This is a genomic window from Streptomyces brevispora (assembly GCF_007829885.1).
Classification (GTDB): Bacteria; Actinomycetota; Actinomycetes; order Streptomycetales; family Streptomycetaceae; genus Streptomyces; species Streptomyces brevispora.
Genome location: NZ_VIWW01000001.1, coordinates 2,984,062 through 3,003,000, shown reverse-complemented (window position 1 = coordinate 3,003,000; position 18,939 = coordinate 2,984,062). Strand labels below are relative to the sequence as shown.

Genomic DNA, 18,939 nt, shown 5'->3' with positions numbered 1-18,939 from the left:
GGCGGGGCGGTTCGATGCACGGGCGCGGCGACGCGCACCCGGTCACCGGTCGAAGTCGAGCTCCACCTCCCCGGTCACCGGATGGGACTGGCAGGCCAGCACATAGCCCGCCCCCGTCTCCTCCGGCTCCAGTGCGAAGTTGCGGTCCATCCGCACCTCGCCCGAAACCAGGAAGGCCCGGCAGGTCCCGCACACGCCGCCCTTGCAGGCATACGGTGCGTCCGAGCGGCTGCGGAGCACCGTCTCCAGCAGCGATTCGCCGTCCTGTACCGGCCACTTGCCCGAGCGGCCGTCCAGGGTCGCCGTGAGCGTGCTGCCGGACGGGCTCTCGATCCGGGGCCGTACGGACGTGCCGGGCCCGTCGTCGACGTGGAAGATCTCCTGGTGGACACGGGTCCGCGCGACGCCCAGACCGTGCAGCGCGTCCTCGGCGGCCCGGACCAGGCCGAGCGGGCCGCACAGATACCAGCCGTCCACCTCGGCCACCGGGAGCAGTGCGGGCAGCAGATCGGTGAGCCGCTCGCGGTCCAGCCGGCCCGAAGGGAGACCGGCCTGCTGCTCCTCCCGGGAGAGTGCGGTGACCAGCTGGAACCGGTCCGGATAGCGGTCCTTGAGGTCGGCGACCTCGTCCAGGAACATCGTCGACGCAGCGGTGCGGTCGCTGCGGATCAGGCAGAACGATGCGTCGGGCTCCCGGGCCAGCAGCGTCGCCGCGATGGACAGCACCGGGGTGATGCCGCTGCCGCCGACGACCGCCGCGAACCGCCCGGCGCGCGGCGTGAGCACGAAGCGGCCCATCGGAGGCATCGCCTCGACCTGATCGCCGACGGCCAACTCCTTGAGCGCGTACGTGGAGAACGCGCCGCCGTCGACGAGCCGGATGCCCACCCGCAGCCCCGGGTCGGCAGGCTGCTCGGTGGCCGGTGCGCAGATCGAGTACGAGCGGCGGACCTCCTCACCGTCGACGGTGTAGCGGACGTTGAGGTGCTGGCCGGGCTGATGGCGGAAGGTCTCGCGCAGTTCCGGCGGCACGGCGAAGTCGACGGCCACCGAATCGTCCGTGAGCCGTTCGATCGCGCTGACCCGGAGCGGATGGAACATCTACAACTCCTTGAAGTGATCGAATGGTTCGCGGCATGCCACACACCGGCGCAGGGCCTTGCAGGCAGTGGACGAGAACCGGCTCAGCAGCTCCGTGTCGGTGGAGCCGCAGTGCGGGCAGCGCACCGACAGGGTGAGCGGCACGGGCCCGGCGGAGGGGGAGGCCGCGTCGTGCGGCCGAGGCGGCGCTATGCCGAACTCTGTGAGCTTGCGCCGTCCTTCCGCGCTGATGTCGTCCGTGGACCAGGCCGGTGCGAGGACGGTGACCACGGAGACCTCGGTCATGCCGTGGTCGAGCAGCACGCGCTCGATGTCCGCGGACATGGTCTCTATCGCGGGGCAGCCGGTGTAGGTGGGGGTGAGCTGGACCGTGACGCGGCCGGGTGCGAGCACCTCCACCCCCCGGAGCACGCCCAGCTCCTCCAGGGTCAGTACGGGCAGCTCCGGGTCGGGGACGGAGCCCGCGAGGTTGCGCAGCTCCTCCTCCAGTGCCGTCCTGGTCACCATGACGCCCCCGGGTGGCTGCGGTGCAGGTGCTGCATCTCGGCGATCATCCGGCCGAAAGGTTCCGTGTGGATGCCCTGACGGCCCGCCCCGGCCGTCCAGCCACCGGACTGTGGTCCGGCCGGTACGGTCAGTGTGGCCCGTTCCAGTACGGCGGTGACGGAGGCCAGCCAGTCGTTCCGCAGGGTCTTCCACTCCACCTCCACGCCTTCGACGGGCTGGAACAGCTCGCCGGTGAAACGCCACAGTGCGTCCACCGCGTGCTGCATCCGGTCGTGGCTCTCCGGCGTGCCGTCACCGAGGCGCAGCGTCCACTGCTCGGCGTGGTCGCGGTGGTAGGCGACCTCCTTGACCGCCTTGGCCGCGAGCCCGGCGAACTCGCCGTCGCCGGCCGACAGCTGCTCGTACAGGCCGTGCTGGTAGACGGAGAAGTAGAGCTGGCGGGCGATGGTGTGGGCGAAGTCGCCGTTCGGCTGCTCGACCAGCTGGACGTTACGGAAGGCGCGCTCCTCGCGCAGATACGCCAGCTCGTCCTCGTCCCCGGCCAGGGAGAGCAGCAGGCGGGCCTGGCCCAGCAGGTCCAGGGCGATGTTGGCGAGGGCCACTTCCTCCTCCAGCACGGGGGCGTGGCCCGCCCACTCCGCCAGCCGGTGCGACAGCACCAGCGCGTCGTCGCCGAGGGCGAGGGTCGCGGTCACAGGTGCTTCACCCCGTCCGGGATCTGGTAGAACGTCGGATGCCGGTAGGGCTTGTCGCCGGCCGGCTCGAAGAACGTGTCCTTCTCGTCCGGCGAGGATGCCGTGATCTGGTTGGACGGCACCACCCAGATGGAGACCCCCTCGGACCGGCGGGTGTACAGATCGCGTGCGTTGCGCAGGGCCATCTCGGCGTCCGGGGCGTGCAGGCTGCCGGCGTGGGTGTGGGACAGACCGCGCCGCGAGCGCACGAACACCTCCCACAATGGCCAGTCGGTCGAGCTGCTCATGCTGTCGCCTCCCCGTTCGGTACAACTGTCTGCTTCTGTGCGTAGGCGGCGGCGGCGTCGCGGACCCAGGCGCCTTCCTCGTGTGCCCGGCGGCGCTGGGTGAGGCGCTGCTCGTTGCACGGGCCGTTGCCCTTCAGGACCTCCTGGAACTCCGTCCAGTCGATCGCTCCGAAATCGTGCTGACCGCGCTCCTCGTTCCACCGGAGATCCGGGTCGGGGAGGGTGAGGCCCAGGACCTCTGCCTGCGGGACGCAGATGTCGACGAAGCGCTGCCGCAGCTCGTCGTTGGAATGCCGCTTGATCTTCCAGGTCATCGACTGGGCGGAGTGCGAAGAGGCGTCGTCCGGTGGTCCGAACATCATCAGGGACGGCCACCACCAGCGGTTCACCGCGTCCTGGGCCATCTCGTGCTGTGCGGCCGTGCCGTTACTGAGGGCCAGCAGCAGCTCGTAGCCCTGGCGCTGGTGGAAGGACTCCTCCTTGCAGATACGGACCATCGCGCGGGCATAGGGGCCGTAGGAGCAGCGGCACAGAGGTACTTGGTTGGTGATCGCGGCGCCGTCCACGAGCCAGCCGATCGCGCCCACGTCCGCCCAGGTCAGGGTGGGGTAATTGAAGATCGACGAATACCTCTGACGGCCCGCGTGGAGTTTGTCGAGCAGCTCCTCGCGGCCGGTGCCCAGGGTCTCGGCCGCGCTGTACAGATACAGGCCGTGTCCCGCCTCGTCCTGCACCTTGGCGATCAGGATGGCCTTGCGGCGCAGCGAGGGCGCGCGGGTGATCCAGTTTGCTTCGGGCTGCATGCCGATGATTTCGGAGTGGGCGTGCTGGGCCATTTGCCTGACCAGTGAGGCTCGGTAGGCATCGGGCATCCAGTCACGCGGCTCGATGCGCTCCTCGGCCGCCACCGCGGCGTCGAAAGCCGCCGCCAGGGCCCCGTCCGCCCCATCGGTGCTGCCCGCTGTCGCCTGCGTTGTGTGGCTCGCAGTCACTGCCGCCATCCCGGACTCCCTACCGACCGATCGTTCGGTTCATTGTCTTCAATGGTGAGTCTGCGGCCCGTAGGGTGTCAACCCTGTGGATAACTGACCGGGATCGACGGGGATCGGGGCGGGATGGATTCGTACGACGACAGGGGCGTCGGCGGCGGGCACGGACGAGTTGCCGGTCCCGATTCGGGGGCGGTTCCTGAACCGCGTACCGAGCCCGATCCGGAGCCTCGTACCCGGCTTGATCCGGAGCCTCGTACCGGGATCGACCCCGAGCCCGAGCCGCATGCTGAGCCTGACGTGCGTACCGATCCGGAGCCTCGTACCGACCCCGACCCCGACCCCGAGTCCCAGCATCAGCCCGAGCGCGGTGTCGGAAGGGCCGAGCCGCGTGCCGGAATGGCAGGGCTGTCGTTCCCGTACCAGGTCGTCGCCGCTGTGGCGCTGTCGGTGATCGGGCTGGTCACATGCGTTCAGCTGGCGATGGTGTTTCTACATGTCGCCCCCTCCAACACGCTGACCAAGCAGCACGGCAAGGGGATCGACGAATGGGTCTATCCCGAGTTCGAGCAGAACTGGAAGCTCTTCGCCCCCAATCCGCTCCAGCAGAACATCGCCGTGTACGTACGTGCTGAGATCGCCGGTGCCGACGGCCGTCGCACCACCCCCTGGATGAACCTCTCGGGCGAGGACGGCAAGGCGATACGCGGCAATCCGCTGCCCAGCCACGTCCAGCAGAACGAACTCCGGCGGGGCTGGGACTTCTACCTCGGCTCGCACGACAGCCAGAACCGGGCCAACGGGCTGCGCGGCACGCTCTCCGAGCAGTACATCCGCCGCATAGTGATGCTGCGCCTCGGTGAGCACGACTACGGCGGCACCGTCGAACGGATCCAGGTCCGCTCCGAGGTGCGGTCCGTCGCGGCGCCTCCGTGGAGCACCGAGAAGATCAGCACGAAACCGTCCTACCGGGTGCTGCCCTGGTGGACCGTCGCCGCGGCCGACCTCCCCGAGGGCTCGGCGGACCAGAAGGAGACGGACCAGAAGGAGACGGACCAGTGAGCACGCCCCGCCCCCGCCCCGGCCCCGGCCCCGACCGCAGGCTCGCCCGCGGAATCCAGCGCATCACCGCTTCGTCCCTCGGCCCGTACCAGAGCGCCGTCATCCGGATCGGCTTCTCCGCCACGTACCTGCTGTTCCTGCTGCGGGAGCTGCCGCACCGGCACGAGATGTACGGCCCCCACGCCCCGTGGCGCTGGGACATGGCGGAGCGGCTGATATCGAACAACCAGGCCTTCACCACACTCATGTGGTCGGACAGCACCGTCTGGTTCGAGATCGTGTACGGGCTGGCCCTGCTCTCGGCCGCGCTGCTGCTGGTGGGCTGGCACACCCGCGCCATGTCCGTCCTGTTCATGGTCGGAGTGCTCTCGCTCCAGAACCGCAGCATCTTCATGGGCGACGGCGGCGACAACGTCATCCATCTGATGGCGATCTATCTGGTGCTGACCCGGTGCGGTCAGGTCTGGTCGCTGGACGCCCGCCGTGCGGCGCGTGGAGCCCGGGCGGCCCGGGGTACGGACGGCGGCGGGGAGCCGGTCGGGAAGGCCGGCGGCGGGCGTCCGGTGCGGGGGGACGTGGCCGGTCCGCTGCTGTGGGTGGCGTTCGGCGCCGTTCTTCTCTGGGCCACCGTGACGGACAACCTGGGCGGAACCGTCTGGCTGCCGACGCTGTTCTGGATTCTGTGGACCGGCCACGGCGCCTGGTGGGCCGTGAACCGGTACGCACCGCACAGCGAGCCGCGCACCCTGCTCGATGTCGTCGCCAATCTCGCCCACAACGCCACCCTCGTAGTGATCATGGCCGAGGTCTGCCTGATCTACTCCACCGCGGGCTGGTACAAGATCCAGGGTTCGAGGTGGCAGGACGGCACGGCGCTGTACTACCCGCTCAAGCTGCACTACTTCACGCCATGGCCCGGCCTCTCGGACATCCTCGCGTCGAGCGGCGTGATGGTGATGGTGCTGACGTACGCCACGGTCATCGTGCAGGTCGCGTTCCCGTTCACCCTGTTCAACCGGCGGGTCAAGAACGTCCTGCTCGTCGTGATGATCTGCGAGCACGCCGGCATCGCCCTGCTGCTGGGGCTGCCCTTCTTCTCGATGGCCATGATCGCCGCGGACGCCGTCTTCCTGCCGACCGTCTTCCTGGTGTGGCTGGGGGGCCGGGCGGCGCTCGGCCGGGAGCTGCTGTTCCGGGGGCGCGGCAAGGTACCGGGGCCCCGGGACGCCGCCGACAGCCAGGACGCCGCGGGGGACCGAGACGCCGCCGGGGACGGGGATGCGGCCGGGGGCGGGGAGGCACCGCAGCACAACGGCGGCGGGGGCCATACGCTCGTCGGGTGAGCAGTGAGACCGGCAGCACCGGCAGTACCAGCAGGAATCCGTCGACCGATGAGTCCGCGACGGCCGCGCCGCCCGGAGCGCACGAGCCGGACGTGGTGGGCGAGACGCGTGCGGTGGGCGGGCGGTCCGTGGTGGGCGAGGCGTCCGCCGTGGGCGAGATGTCCGGTGCGGCCGAGCCGGCTCAGTACGACGACGGCTTCGGAGCGGAGATCGGCGTCGGGCCGCACCCACTGCCCTGGCCCGAGGACGAGCGGTACGACCCCGAGCTGCTCGCCCACGGCGACCGGCGCAATGTGGGCGACGCGTACCGGTACTGGACCCGGGAGGCGATCGTCGCCGATCTGGATCTGCGGCGGCACGACTTCCATGTGGCGGTGGAGAACTGGGGCCACGACTTCAATATCGGTTCGGTGGTGCGCACCGCGAACGCCTTCCTCGCCAAGGAGATCCACATTGTGGGGCGGCGGCGCTGGAACCGTCGCGGGGCGATGGTCACCGACCGCTACCAGCATGTCCGCCACCACCCCGACACCACGGATCTGACCGCCTGGGCGGAGGCCGAGGGGCTGCCGATCATCGGCATCGACAATCTGCCCGGCGCCGTGCCGCTGGAGCGGACCGAGCTGCCGCGGCGATGTGTGCTGCTGTTCGGGCAGGAGGGGCCCGGACTGACCGAGGAGGCCCGCAAGCACGCGTCGATGGTGTGTTCGATCGCGCAGTTCGGGTCCACACGGTCGATCAACGCGGGGGCGGCGGCGGCGATCGCGATGCACGCGTGGGTGCAGCGGTACGCGGATATCCCTGAGGCGGGGGTGTAGGCGGCGCCACGGGGCGCCGCCCACACGTATCCGGAGGCTCCGCCCCGGGCCCCCGGCCCCCCAACGTCGGACGAGCCGAGAGTGCGGGTGACGGGCGCGCCCGTCAGCGCTGGCGGCGGACTTCCAGGGTGCGGAAGCGGTTGGACACGAAGGCCCCGTCGCACAGGGCCGCGTTGGCCGCCGGGTTGCCGCCCGAGCCATGGAAGTCGGAGAACGCCGCTGTCTGGTTCACGTACACCCCGCTCGTCAGATTCAGCGAGAGCTGGGCCGACTCGTCCAGGCAGACGTCCACCAGCGCGCCCTCCACCTCCGGAGACGTGGTGTACGCGCCCACCGTCATCGCGCCCTTGTCGCGGATCGTGCGGCGCAGCAGCTCCACGGCGTCCGCCGTCGAGTCGACCGAGACCGCGAACGAGACCGGGCCGAAGCACTCCGAAAGGTAGGGCGATTCGTCGTCCGGCTTGGTGCCGTCCAGTTTGACGATCAGCGGCGTACGGACCACCGCCTCCGGGAAGTCGGGGTTGGCCACTTCCCTTGAGGTCAGGGCGACTTCGCCGAGCTGCGCGGCCTTCTCCAGGCGGGCCCGCACCTCTGGGTTGACCAGGGCGCCGAGCAGCGCGTTGGCCCGCGCGTCGTCACCCAGGAGTCCGGTGACCGCTGCGGCGATGTCGCCGACCACGTCCTCGTACGTCTTCTCGCCGATGTCCGTCGTGATTCCGGTCCGGGGAATCAGCAGGTTCTGCGGGGTGGTGCACATCTGGCCGCTGTAGAGGGAGAGCGAGAACGCCAGGTTGGAGAGCATGCCGCGGTAGTCGTCGGTGGAGTCGACGACGATCGTGTTGACCCCGGCCTTCTCCGTATAGACCTGTGCCTGGAGGGCGTTGGCCTCCAGCCAGTCACCGAACGCCGTGGACCCGGTGTAGTCGATGATCTTGATCTCAGGGCGGATCGCCAGGGACTTGGCGATGCCCTCGCCCGGCCGTTCGGCGGCCAGGGCGACCAGGTTGGGGTCGAAGCCCGCCTCGGTGAGCACCTCGCGCGCCAGCTGAACGGTGAGGGCCAGCGGAAGCACCGCACGGGGATGCGGCTTGACCAGGACGGGATTGCCGGTGGCGAGCGAGGCGAAGAGGCCCGGATAGCCGTTCCACGTGGGGAAGGTGTTGCAGCCGATCAGCAGTGAGATGCCACGGCCCGCCGCGGTGAACGTCTTGTGCAGCTCGATCGGGTCGCGCTTGCCCTGCGGCTTGGACCAGTCCGCGGTCCTCGGCGCGCGGATCTGCTCCTCGTACGCATACGCCACCGCCTCCAGACCGCGGTCCTGGGCGTGCGGGCCACCGGCCTGGAACGCCATCAGGAAGGCCTGTCCGCTGGTGTGCATCACCGCGTGGCCGAACTCATGGGTGCGGGCACTGATCCGAGCCAGCATCTCCAGACAGACCAGGGCCCTGGTCTCGGGTCCCGCGTCGCGCCAGGCCGGCATCCCCGCGCGCATCGCCGGAATCAGGACGTCCGGATCGGCGTGCGGATACTCGACGCCGAGCTCCGGCCCGTACGGGGAGACCTCCCCGCCCGTCCATCCGTCGGTGCCCGGCTGGCCGAGGTCGATACGGGTGTTCAGCACGGCGTCGAAGGCGGCCTTGCCGTCGGCGGCGCCCAGGCTGCCCGGGGAGCCGCCCTCGCCGTATGCCTTCGGGTGCTCGGGGTGCGGGGACCAGTACGCACGCGAGCGGATCGCGTCGAGGGCCCGGTCGAGCGTGGGGCGGTGCTTCTCGGTCAGCAGGTGCGGGGAGAGCTCGGCGGCCATGACGGACCAACTCCTCATCGAGCTGGGCAGGGACGGGCGGACAGAGTTAGAGTAACCGAACGATCGGTCGGGACAAGGGGCCCCACGAAACCTGTGGACAACTCGTAGGGGAGGATCGCTGGCATGACCACGGCCAAGCGGGACACGTACACCCCGGAGACTCTGCTCACCGTCGCTGTCCGTGTCTTCAACGAGCGCGGCTACGACGGCACGTCCATGGAGCACCTGTCGAAGGCGGCGGGAATCTCCAAGTCGTCCATCTACCACCATGTGGCCGGCAAGGAAGAGCTGCTGCGGCGCGCGGTCAGCCGGGCGCTGGACGGGCTCTTCGGAATCCTCGGCGAATCGGGTGCGACGCGAGGTCGCGCGATCGGGCGGGTCGAGTACGTCACCCGTCGTACCGTCGAGGTGCTGATAGCCGAACTGCCCTACGTCACGCTGCTGCTGCGGGTGCGGGGCAACACGAAGACCGAGCGCTGGGCGCTGGAGCGGCGGCGTGAGTTCGACCAGCGGGTGGGTGATCTGCTGAAGGCCGCGGTCGCGGACGGTGATCTCCGCTCCGACGTGGACATACGGCTTGCGACCCGGCTGCTTTTCGGCATGGTCAACTCCCTGGTGGAGTGGTACCGGCCGTTGCCGGACGGCGGTGCGGAGCGGGACCAGCTCGCGGACACGGTTGTGCGCCTCGCCTTCGACGGGATGAAGGCGGGATGAAGTCGGGATGAGGACCGGCCGCTGAGCGTCTGGGCCGGTTGCTTTTGCCGCGCCTCAGGTGAGCTCCGTGGGGCGGTCCGGGCCCGGGGCCAGGTCCGTTTCCTCGAACACCAGCAGGGTGCGGGTGGAGAGCACCTCCGGGATGGACTGGATCCTGGTCAGCACCAGATCGCGCAGTGACTGGTTGTCCTGCGTGTGCACCAGCAGCAGGACATCGAAATCGCCGCTGACCAGCGCGATGTGGGTGGCTCCCGGCAGCGCCTGGAGCTGCTTGCGAACGGTGCGCCAGGAATTCTGGACGATCTTGAGCGTGATGTAGGCGGAGGCCCCCTGCCCCGCCCGTTCGTGGTTCACCCGCGCGCTGAAGCCGCGGATCACCCCGTCGTCGATGAGCCGGTTGATCCGGGCGTAGGCGTTGGCGCGCGACACGTGAACGCGATCGGCCACCGAACGTATCGAGGCTCGGCCGTCCGTCTGGAGCAACCGGAGGATGGCGCGGTCGATGGAGTCGAGCGGGCGTGCCGGAGGAATCCGGCCGGGGTCCTCGCCCCCGTCGGCCATTTGTTCAGCTGCCATGTTCCCGCGCCTCCCTGTCCTGGACGAGCTGTCTCCATCCCAGGCTGTGCAGAACCGTTTGTCCACAGGCTGACGGTGCCTGTAGCCAAAATGCGCTCGCGACCGAACAATCGGTAGGTGAGGCGCACCACAGTCGCGCCTCACGTAGTCATTGATATTTCGACATATTTCGACACCCCTCGATATCGGGGCACCCCCCGATGCCGACAGATGCCGCTCGATACCCCTCGATGCCAGGAGGTGCTTGTCATGACGGTCCAAGAGCTGCCCGGCGCGGCCGCCTACCGGCCCACGCCACCCCCGGCGTGGAAGCCGCTCACCGACCCGGCGCCGCTGCTCCCGGACCCCGAGCCGTACCGCGTGCTCGGTACGGACGCCGCGGCCGCCGCAGACCCCGAGCTGCTCCTTCGGCTCTACGCCGAGCTGGTGCGCGGCCGGCGCTACAACACCCAGGCGACCGCCCTCACCAAGCAGGGCAGGCTCGCCGTCTATCCGTCGAGCACAGGGCAGGAGGCCTGCGAGATCGCGGCCGCCCTGGTGCTCGAAGAGCGGGACTGGCTCTTCCCCAGCTACCGCGACACGCTCGCGGCCGTGGCACGAGGGCTGGACCCGGTCGAGGCGCTGACCCTGCTGCGCGGTGACCGGCACACCGGCTACGACCCGCGCGAGCACCGCATCGCCCCGCTCTGCACCCCCCTGGCCACCCAGCTGCCGCATGCCGTGGGCCTTGCGCACGCGGCGCGGCTCAAGGGCGACGACGTGGTCGCGCTCGCCATGGTCGGCGACGGCGGCACCAGCGAGGGCGATTTCCACGAGGCGCTGAACTTCGCGGCCGTCTGGAAGGCCCCGGTCGTCTTCCTCGTACAGAACAACGGCTTCGCCATCTCGGTACCGCTGGCCAAGCAGACCGCGGCACCATCCCTGGCGCACAAGGCCGTGGGCTACGGGATGCCGGGCCGGCTGGTCGACGGCAACGACGCGGCGGCCGTGCACCAGGTGCTCTCCGAGGCGGTCGAGCGGGCCAGGAGCGGCGGCGGCCCGACGCTCGTGGAAGCCATCACGTACCGGATGGACGCGCATACGAACGCCGATGACGCGACCCGCTACCGCGGCGACAGCGAGGTCGAGGCGTGGCGGGCGCACGATCCGGTCCAGCTCATGGAGCGGGAGCTGACCGGGCGCGGACTGCTCGGCGACGACGCCATCGAGGAGGCGCGGGAGGCCGCCGAGCGGATGGCGGCAGGGCTGCGTGAGCGGATGAACGCGGATCCGGTCCTCGACCCGATGGACCTCTTCGCCCATGTGTACGCGGAGCAGACGACCCAGTTGCGCGAGCAGGCGGCCCGTCTGCGCGTCGAGCTGGACGCGGAGAACGAGCAGCACGGCACGGACGACGGAGGAGCAGGGCGATGACCACCGCAGCGGCCACGGCCGGAGAGCGGACGGCGAAGGCCAGGCCCGCCACCATGGCGCAGGCCCTCGGGCGCGCGCTGCGCGACTCGATGGCCGAGGACCCCTCCGTGCACGTCCTCGGGGAGGACGTCGGGACACTCGGCGGCGTCTTCCGGATCACCGACGGCCTGGCGAAGGAGTTCGGCGAGGACCGTTGCACGGACACCCCGCTGGCCGAGGCCGGCATCCTCGGGGCGGCCGTCGGCATGGCGATGTACGGGCTTCGGCCCGTCGTGGAGATGCAGTTCGACGCCTTCGCCTATCCGGCGTTCGAGCAGCTCATCAGCCATGTCGCCAAGATGCGGAACCGGACCGGGGGCGCGATGCCGCTGCCGATCACGGTCCGGGTGCCGTACGGCGGCGGAATCGGCGGCGTCGAGCACCACAGCGACTCCTCGGAGGCGTACTACATGGCGACCCCGGGTCTCCATGTCGTCACGCCCGCCACCGTCGATGACGCGTACGGGCTGCTGAGGGCCTCGATCGCCTCCGACGACCCGGTGGTCTTCCTGGAGCCCAAGCGGCTCTACTGGTCGAAGGCGGACTGGTCGCCGCAGGCGCCCGCGGCCGTGGAGCCCATAGGGCGCGCCGTCGTGCGCCGGTCCGGCCGCAGCGCGACGCTGATCACGTACGGGCCGTCGCTGCCCGTCTGCATGGAGGCCGCGCAGGCCGCGGTCGAGGAGGGCTGGGACCTCGAAGTCGTCGATCTGCGCTCACTGGTGCCTTTCGACGACGAGACGGTGGCCGCTTCCGTGCGGCGCACCGGCCGCGCGGTGGTCGTCCATGAGTCCAGCGGCTTCGGCGGTCCCGGCGGCGAGATCGCGGCCAGGATCACCGAGCGCTGCTTCCACCACCTGGAGGCGCCGGTGCTGCGCGTCGCCGGTTTCGACATCCCGTATCCGCCGCCGATGCAGGAGCGACACCACCTGCCGGGTGTGGACCGGGTGCTCGACGCCGTCGCACGACTGCAGTGGGAGGCGGATCACTGATGCCGCAGGTATTCGAGTTCAGGCTTCCGGATCTCGGCGAGGGACTGACCGAGGCCGAGATCGTGCGCTGGCTGGTGGAGGTCGGCGAGGTCGTCGCCATCGATCAGCCCGTCGTCGAGGTCGAGACGGCCAAGGCCATGGTGGAGGTGCCGTGCCCGTACGGGGGCGTGGTGACCGCCCGGTTCGGCGAAGAGGGTACGGAACTTCCGGTCGGGGCACCGTTGCTGACGGTCGCCGTCGGGTCCGAGGATCCGTCCGGGAGAACGGCGGAATCCGGGTCCGGTACGGGGGCCGCCGAGGCGGAGTCGTCCGGGTCCGGCAATGTGCTGGTGGGGTACGGGACCGGCGCACCGCCGGTGCGCCGGAGGCGGGTCCGGCCGGAGGGGCTTGTGGCACCCGCCACCGCTGCCACTCCCGCCACCGCTCCCGCTGCTCCTCCGGCTTTCGTTCCCGCTGTTCCCGTTACTCCCGTTGCGGCTGCGCCGGTTGCGGCGGCCACTGTTCCGGAGGAGGCGCGGGGGCCGGTCGCCGTCGTTTCCCCGCTGGTGCGCAAGCTCGCGCGGCAGCACGACCTCGATCTGCGGCAGCTCGCGGGCTCCGGGCCCGCCGGGCTGATCCTTCGGGCCGACGTGGAGTCCGCCATCCGGTCCGGGGCCACGGCCCCGCAGAAGGCTGAGGAACCGTCACGTACCTCCGGTGAACGGGTTCCGTTGCGCGGTGTACGGGGCGCGGTCGCCGACAAGCTGGCACGCAGCCGGCGCGAGATCCCCGACGCCACCTGCTGGGTGGACGCGGACGCCACCGAGCTGATGGCGGCCAGAGCGGCGATGAACGGCGACGGTGGTCCCGGTGCCGGGCCCAAGGTGTCGGTGCTCGCACTGCTCGCCCGCATCTGCACGGCCGCCCTGGCCCGGTATCCCGAACTCAACTCCACGGTGGACCAGGAAGCGCGGGAGATCGTGCGGCTGTCCGGTGTCCATCTCGGGTTCGCGGCCCAGACCGAGCGGGGGCTCGTCGTTCCGGTCGTACGGGACGCGCAGGCGCGCAACACGGAGTCGATCGGGGCCGAGATCACCCGGCTCACCGAGGCCGCCAGGACGGGAACGCTGAAGCCGGCGGAACTGACCGGGGGCACGTTCACGCTCAACAACTACGGGGTGTTCGGGGTGGACGGGTCCACCCCGATCATCAACCACCCCGAGGCGGCGATGCTCGGCGTCGGTCGCATCGTCCCCAAACCGTGGGTGCATGAGGGCGAACTGGCCGTGCGGCGGGTGGTCCAGCTCTCGCTGACCTTCGACCACCGGGTCTGCGACGGCGGCACCGCGGGAGGGTTCCTGCGTTACGTGGCCGACTGCGTGGAACAGCCGGCGCTGCTCCTGCGGATGCTTTAGGCGTACTTCGGCGTACTTCGGCGTACTTCGGCGTACTTCGGTGCGCTTCAGTGCGCTTCGGGTGCCGGTGCCGGGTGCCTTGGTTCCTGTGGTTCTCCCTGTTCCGTTCCGTGTTGATCCACGGGATCGCGGACGGGGAGGGCCCGCCGGTCCGGACGGCACGCATACTCGGGGCATGACCGCGTATGACGCCATCGTTCTCGCCGGAGGTGCCGCCAAGAGGCTCGGCGGGGCCGACAAGCCGGGGCTCCGGATCGGTGGCCGCGCGCTGCTCGACCGGGTGCTCGCGGCCTGCTCCGACGCCGGGACCACGGTGGTGGTGGGGGGCAGGCGTCCCACCGTGCGCGCCGTGACCTGGGCGCGCGAAGAACCTCAGGGCGGCGGTCCGTTGGCCGCGCTCGGTGCCGGGGTACGACACACGGCGGCGGAGCGCCTTCTCGTGCTCTCCGCCGATCTGCCGTTCCTTGGGGCGGACACGGTCGGGCCCCTGCTGGCAGCGGCCGGCCGGGGCGATCTGGAGGGCGCTGTCTGCACTGATCAGGACGGCCGGGACCAGCCCTTGGTGGCCGTCTACCGGGCGGAGCCGTTGCGCCGCGAACTGGCACTGCTCGCCGCGGAGCACGGTGGACTCGCCGGACTGCCCCTGCGGTTGCTGACGCACGAGCTGCGGCTTGCCCGGGTGGCGGCGGACCCGCTCGCCTCCTTCGACTGCGACACCTGGGAGGACATCGCTTCGGCCCGGGCCCGGATCAGAGAACATGGGATCGTGCTGGACGAATGGATCACCGCAGTCAAGAACGAACTGGGCATCGAGCTCGACGTCGACACCGCCGTCCTGCTCGACCTCGCCCGTGATGCCGCCCACGGTGTCGCCAGGCCCGCCGCACCTCTGACGACCTTCCTGGTCGGGTACGCGGCGGGGAAGGCGAGCAGCGACGGGGGCGGACCCGAGGCGGTGGCCGAGGCGGCCCGGAAGGCCGTCGCGCTCGCTCTCCGGTGGGCGGATGAGACCGGGACACCATGACGGGCCGCAGCGGCAGTACCGGGCGGCCCGCGGCTGCCGCGAAGAACCCGGCCATGGGGCAGGGCCCGGACGACGGGAAGTCCGCCCCCGAGTCCCCCGAGTCCCCCGAGTCCTCTGAGCCCTCTGAGCCTCTCGATCCCGCTGACGTCAAAGCACGCCGCGCAGCCGATGCCAAAGCCAAGGCCGCAGCGGAGGCCAAAGCCAGGTCCGCAGCGGAGGCCAAAGCCAGGTCCGCAGCCAAGGCCGCAGCCGACGAGGAGCGGGCCATTGCGCAGGCCCTCGCACTGGTCGGCCGACAGCCGTACCGCGACCCGGGTCCTGGGTTCGAACCTGTCAAGGAGCCCGGCCCAAGTGCCACCGCGACGGCCACCGCCACCGCCACGGCCCCCACTCCCGCCAGCTCCTCGCGCAGCACCGACCGGGCCACTGACCGGGCCACCGACCCGGCCGCCGACCGCCCCTCCCCGGACGAACGGCACACCGCCGCGCATGAGCGGCGGCGCACCCACGCGACCCCCTGGCGCGAGGCCCGTGCCGTCGCAGCCCGCGCCGGTCGCAGGGTTCCGGCCCGCACCGGCCGCCTCCCCCTCGACCGCGCGCTCGGACACGTGCTGGCCGAGCCGCTCGCCGCGCTCACCGATCTCCCGTCCTTCGACACCTCCGCCATGGACGGCTGGGCCGTCGCAGGACCGGGTCCGTGGAACTTCCGGGAGAACGAGGGCGTCCTCGCCGGTCATGCGGCTCCCACGCCGTTGCCCGACGGCGACGCCGTACGCATCGCCACCGGCGCCCGTGTCCCGGCCGACGCCACCGCCGTCATCCGCAGCGAACACGCCCACGCCGACGAGGCCACGGGCCTGCTGTACGCGCAGCGACAAGTGAACCCCGGGCAGGACATCAGGCCGCGCGGACAGGAGTGCCGGTCCGGCGAACAGCTCCTTCCCACCGGAACGCTGGTGACGCCCGCCGTTCTCGGCCTGGCCGCTGCCGCCGGGTACGACGAGCTGCTCACCCGTCCCCGGCCGCGCGTCGACGTCCTCGTCCTGGGCGACGAACTGCTGACGGCCGGGCTGCCCCACGACGGTCTGATCCGTGACGCACTCGGCCCGATGATCGGCCCTTGGCTGCGCGCGCTGGGCGCCGAGGTCTCCGCGCCCCGCCGCCTCGGCGACGACGCGGAAGCCCTCCGGAAGGCGCTCGTCGACTCCGCTGCCGATCTGGTCATCACCACCGGCGGCACCGCCGCGGGGCCGGTCGATCATGTGCACCCCGTCCTTGCCGGAATCGGGGCCGAGTTGCTCGTCGACGGTGTCGCCGTGCGTCCCGGCCACCCCATGCTGCTGGCCCGGCTCGGTGCCGCGGGGCCGTATCTCGTGGGGCTGCCCGGCAACCCCCTGGCCGCCGTGTCCGGGCTGCTCACGCTTGCCGAGCCACTGCTCAGCGGACTGGCGGGCCGGGCTTCGCAGGACCTCTACCGCGTCGCGGTCCGCGATGAAGTGCATGGCCATCCGCACGACACCCGGCTGGTCCCCGTGGTCCATCGCACCGCCGGTACCCGCGATTTCGCTTGCCGCGCCAGCGCCGCAACCGGCGGCGGGGCCGATCACGTCGTACCTCTGCATTACAACGGTCCGGCCATGCTGCGCGGGATCGCCGCCGCGGACGGGCTGGCCGTGGTGGAGCCGGGCGGGGTACGGTCCGGCACCGAGGTGGAGATCCTCGATCTACCGTGGTCCCCGGCGACGCCGTGGACTGAAGGGTGTTTCACGTGAAACTTCCCGGCCATGACGCGATGGCCAGGCGCGCCGATGAGCATGTCGTACCCACCCGGGTGATGCTCCCGCGCCGAGTCGTCGACGGACCTGCGCGCCAGGTCGCCAAGCGGCTGATGATGGCTCTGATAGTGCTTGCGGCCACGGTGCTGATCGTCTGGATCGACCGCGGCGGCTACCACGACGCGGCCGACACCAAGGTCGACCTCCTGGACGCGGTCTACTACGCGACGGTCACTCTCTCGACCACCGGGTACGGCGACATCACCCCGTACAGCGACGGGGCCCGGCTCAGCAATGTGGTGCTCGTGACACCGCTGCGCGTGCTCTTCCTCATCATCCTGGTCGGCACCACCCTTGAGGTCCTCACGGAGCGGACCCGGGAGGACTTCCGGCTGAAGCGTTGGAGAACCAACTTGCGTGACCACACCGTTGTCGTCGGCTTCGGCACAAAGGGCCGCTCGGCCATTCAGACCCTCTGCGCCACCGGCCTGAAGAAGGAACAGATCGTCATCGTCGACCCGGCGTCCAAGGTGATAGAGATCGCCAACGCCGAGGGGTACACCGGAGTGCTCGGTGACGCGACGCGCAGCGATGTGCTGCTGCGGGCCGAGCTGCAGAAGGCGCGTCAGATCATCATCGCCACCCAGCGCGACGACACGGCGGTACTGGTCGCGCTGACCGCGCGCCAGCTCAACCGCGGCGCGAAGATCGTCGCCGCGGTGCGCGAGGAGGAGAACGCCCCGCTGCTGCGGCAGTCCGGTGCCGATGCCGTGATCACCAGTGCCAGCGCGGCCGGCCGGCTGCTCGGCCTCTCCGTGCTCAGCCCGAGCGCGGGCACGGTGATGGAGGACCTGATCCAGCAGGGCAGTGGGCTCGATCTGGTCGAACGACCGGTGATAAAGGCCGAGGTGGGCAAGAACGTCCGGGAGACCGACGATCTCGTGGTCAGCGTTCTGCGCGGGCACCGGCTGCTCGGTTACGACGATCCGCTGGCCAGTCCCCTCCAGCTGACGGACCGGCTGATCAGCATCGTGCGGGCCACGAACGAACAGCCCACGAACCACACCCCGCCGACCGCCCCCCGCCCCTGAAGCGCCCCTGACCCGACCCGAACCCCGCTACCCGCCGACAGCCCCCACCCCTGAGGCGAGCCACCAGCCTCCCCCCGCCCCTGAGCCGAGCCGCGCCGCCCGTCGGCAAACCCGGCGGGCAGCGCTTCGTGGCGGCCGTCTGCACGGCATGGCACGGAGTAGCCTCGCGGCCATGCATGCGATCACGATCCCCGAACCCGGTGGCCCCGAGGCGCTCGTGTGGGCCGAGGTACCCGACCCCGTACCCGGTGAGGGGGAGGTTCTCGTCGATGTCGTCTCCAGCGCGGTCAACCGTGCGGATGTGCTCCAGCGGCAGGGCTTCTACAACCCGCCGCCCGGCGCCTCCCCCTACCCGGGCCTGGAGTGCTCGGGCCGGATCTCGGCCATCGGCCCCGGCGTCACCGGCCGGTCGGTCGGCGAGGAGGTGTGCGCGCTGCTGGCAGGCGGCGGTTACGCGGAGAAGGTCGCCGTCCCCGCCGGGCAACTGCTCCCCGTACCGGCCGGACTGGACCTCGTCCTCGCCGCCGCGCTGCCCGAGGTGACCGCGACCGTCTGGTCCAACGTGTTCATGGTGGCCCATCTGCGCCCCGCCGAGACGCTGCTGGTGCACGGCGGGTCCAGCGGCATCGGCACCATGGCGATCCAGCTCGCCAAGGCGGTCGGCGCCCGTGTCGCGGTGACCGCGGGCGGACCCGAGAAGCTGGCGCGCTGCGCGGAACTCGGTGCCGACATCCTGATCGACTACCGGGAACAGGACTTCGTGGAGGAGCTCGGCAGGGCGACGGACGGGGCGGGCGCCGACGTCATCCTCGACATCATCGGCGCGAAGTACCTGGACCGGAACGTGCAGGCGCTCGCCGTCAACGGCCGGCTGGCGATCATCGGCCTCCAGGGCGGTGCCAAGGGCGAACTCGACCTGGCGGCCCTGCTGGCCAAGCGGGCCGCCGTCACGGCGACCGCGCTGCGCAGCCGTCCGCTCGCCGAGAAGTCCGCGATCGTCGCGGCCGTACGTGAACACGTCTGGCCGCTCATCGCCGACGGCGTCGTGCGGCCGGTGGTGGACCGCACGCTGCCGATGCAGGACGCGGCCGAAGCGCACCGGGTGATGGAATCCAGCGCGCACATCGGCAAGGTGCTCCTCCGGTCGCCCGCAGCGGCCTGAGCCGGACGCGGCCGACTGCCTGAATCCGGCCGGAGCCGTCTCAACAGCCACTTCGACCCGAACCCGAAGGACCCGAACCCGAAGGACCCGAACCCGAAGGACCCGAACCCGAAGGGCCCGGCACACGAAGATCGTGTGGCGGGCCCTTCGGACGTC

General features: G+C 70.8%; 18 protein-coding genes. 11 read left to right on the top strand and 7 right to left on the bottom strand.

The genetic code is table 11. The features are described 5' to 3' along the window. Nucleotides 1-42: 42 nt before the first annotated feature. The 5 genes from FHX80_RS13865 to paaA are packed head-to-tail and all read right to left on the bottom strand — an operon-like array spanning nucleotide 43 to nucleotide 3,591. Nucleotides 43-1,101, bottom strand: a complete 1,059-nt coding sequence (locus FHX80_RS13865; RefSeq protein ID WP_145764479.1) for a 2Fe-2S iron-sulfur cluster-binding protein — start codon at nucleotides 1,099-1,101, stop codon at nucleotides 43-45. After that, nucleotides 1,102-1,608, bottom strand: coding sequence for a 1,2-phenylacetyl-CoA epoxidase subunit PaaD (gene paaD, locus FHX80_RS13860; RefSeq protein ID WP_145764478.1), 507 nt, complete (start codon nucleotides 1,606-1,608; stop codon nucleotides 1,102-1,104). Then, entirely contained in the window at nucleotides 1,602-2,303 is a 702-nt protein-coding gene (gene paaC, locus FHX80_RS13855; RefSeq protein WP_145764477.1) for a 1,2-phenylacetyl-CoA epoxidase subunit PaaC, read from the bottom strand. The genes paaD and paaC overlap by 7 nt, the downstream gene beginning before the upstream one ends. Beyond that, entirely contained in the window at nucleotides 2,300-2,590 is a 291-nt protein-coding gene (gene paaB / locus FHX80_RS13850; RefSeq protein ID WP_145764476.1) for a 1,2-phenylacetyl-CoA epoxidase subunit PaaB, read from the bottom strand. The genes paaC and paaB overlap by 4 nt, the downstream gene beginning before the upstream one ends. Beyond that, nucleotides 2,587-3,591 carry a 1,2-phenylacetyl-CoA epoxidase subunit PaaA gene (gene paaA, locus FHX80_RS13845; RefSeq protein WP_145764475.1) on the bottom strand — a complete coding sequence of 335 codons (1,005 nt, stop codon included), beginning with the start codon at nucleotides 3,589-3,591 and terminating at the stop codon, nucleotides 2,587-2,589. The genes paaB and paaA overlap by 4 nt, the downstream gene beginning before the upstream one ends. Nucleotides 3,592-3,705: 114 nt before the next feature. On the opposite strand from paaA, the gene FHX80_RS13840 reads away from it, so the two are divergent. The 3 genes from FHX80_RS13840 to FHX80_RS13830 all read left to right on the top strand — a co-directional run bounded on the left by FHX80_RS13840 (nucleotide 3,706) and on the right by FHX80_RS13830 (nucleotide 6,802). Then, nucleotides 3,706-4,641, top strand: a complete 936-nt coding sequence (locus FHX80_RS13840; protein ID WP_208764650.1) for a DUF5819 family protein — start codon at nucleotides 3,706-3,708, stop codon at nucleotides 4,639-4,641. After that, nucleotides 4,638-5,984, top strand: a complete 1,347-nt coding sequence (locus FHX80_RS13835; protein WP_145764474.1) for an HTTM domain-containing protein — start codon at nucleotides 4,638-4,640, stop codon at nucleotides 5,982-5,984. Before FHX80_RS13840 ends, FHX80_RS13835 begins: the two co-directional genes overlap by 4 nt. 158 nt (nucleotides 5,985-6,142) lie before the next feature. Next, on the top strand, nucleotides 6,143-6,802 hold the full coding sequence (locus FHX80_RS13830; protein WP_145767283.1) for a TrmH family RNA methyltransferase: 660 nt from the start codon (nucleotides 6,143-6,145) through the stop codon (nucleotides 6,800-6,802). 103 nt (nucleotides 6,803-6,905) lie between these two features. Here the strand turns inward: FHX80_RS13830 and paaN are convergent, their stop codons facing one another. Beyond that, complete coding sequence (paaN, locus tag FHX80_RS13825; protein ID WP_145764473.1) at nucleotides 6,906-8,606, bottom strand: phenylacetic acid degradation protein PaaN; 1,701 nt, start codon at nucleotides 8,604-8,606, stop codon at nucleotides 6,906-6,908. A gap of 123 nt (nucleotides 8,607-8,729) precedes the next feature. On the opposite strand from paaN, the gene FHX80_RS13820 reads away from it, so the two are divergent. After that, on the top strand, nucleotides 8,730-9,320 hold the full coding sequence (locus tag FHX80_RS13820; RefSeq protein WP_145764472.1) for a TetR/AcrR family transcriptional regulator: 591 nt from the start codon (nucleotides 8,730-8,732) through the stop codon (nucleotides 9,318-9,320). Nucleotides 9,321-9,374: 54 nt separating this feature from the next. Here FHX80_RS13820 and FHX80_RS13815 read toward each other — a convergent pair whose 3' ends face one another. Then, nucleotides 9,375-9,881 carry an Lrp/AsnC family transcriptional regulator gene (locus tag FHX80_RS13815; protein WP_145767282.1) on the bottom strand — a complete coding sequence of 169 codons (507 nt, stop codon included), beginning with the start codon at nucleotides 9,879-9,881 and terminating at the stop codon, nucleotides 9,375-9,377. Nucleotides 9,882-10,145: 264 nt separating this feature from the next. Between FHX80_RS13815 and pdhA the strand changes: the two genes are divergently transcribed. The 7 genes from pdhA to FHX80_RS13780 all read left to right on the top strand — a co-directional run bounded on the left by pdhA (nucleotide 10,146) and on the right by FHX80_RS13780 (nucleotide 18,783). Continuing rightward, the gene (pdhA, locus tag FHX80_RS13810; RefSeq protein ID WP_145764471.1) at nucleotides 10,146-11,309 is read left to right on the top strand and encodes a pyruvate dehydrogenase (acetyl-transferring) E1 component subunit alpha; all 1,164 of its coding nucleotides are present in this window, start codon (nucleotides 10,146-10,148) and stop codon (nucleotides 11,307-11,309) included. Beyond that, nucleotides 11,306-12,337: an alpha-ketoacid dehydrogenase subunit beta gene (locus FHX80_RS13805; protein ID WP_145764470.1), complete on the top strand. Its 1,032-nt coding sequence runs from the start codon at nucleotides 11,306-11,308 to the stop codon at nucleotides 12,335-12,337. The genes pdhA and FHX80_RS13805 overlap by 4 nt, the downstream gene beginning before the upstream one ends. Next, nucleotides 12,337-13,731 (top strand): dihydrolipoamide acetyltransferase family protein, encoded by a 1,395-nt coding sequence (locus tag FHX80_RS13800; protein ID WP_145764469.1) that lies wholly within the window; start codon nucleotides 12,337-12,339, stop codon nucleotides 13,729-13,731. The genes FHX80_RS13805 and FHX80_RS13800 overlap by 1 nt, the downstream gene beginning before the upstream one ends. 175 nt (nucleotides 13,732-13,906) lie before the next feature. Next, nucleotides 13,907-14,755: an NTP transferase domain-containing protein gene (locus FHX80_RS13795; protein WP_145764468.1), complete on the top strand. Its 849-nt coding sequence runs from the start codon at nucleotides 13,907-13,909 to the stop codon at nucleotides 14,753-14,755. Next, nucleotides 14,752-16,527, top strand: coding sequence for a molybdopterin molybdotransferase MoeA (locus FHX80_RS13790; RefSeq protein WP_244318257.1), 1,776 nt, complete (start codon nucleotides 14,752-14,754; stop codon nucleotides 16,525-16,527). Before FHX80_RS13795 ends, FHX80_RS13790 begins: the two co-directional genes overlap by 4 nt. 20 nt (nucleotides 16,528-16,547) lie before the next feature. Next, on the top strand, nucleotides 16,548-17,621 hold the full coding sequence (locus FHX80_RS13785; protein WP_145767280.1) for a potassium channel family protein: 1,074 nt from the start codon (nucleotides 16,548-16,550) through the stop codon (nucleotides 17,619-17,621). 172 nt (nucleotides 17,622-17,793) lie between these two features. Then, nucleotides 17,794-18,783: an NAD(P)H-quinone oxidoreductase gene (locus FHX80_RS13780; protein WP_145764467.1), complete on the top strand. Its 990-nt coding sequence runs from the start codon at nucleotides 17,794-17,796 to the stop codon at nucleotides 18,781-18,783. Nucleotides 18,784-18,939: the final 156 nt, after the last annotated feature.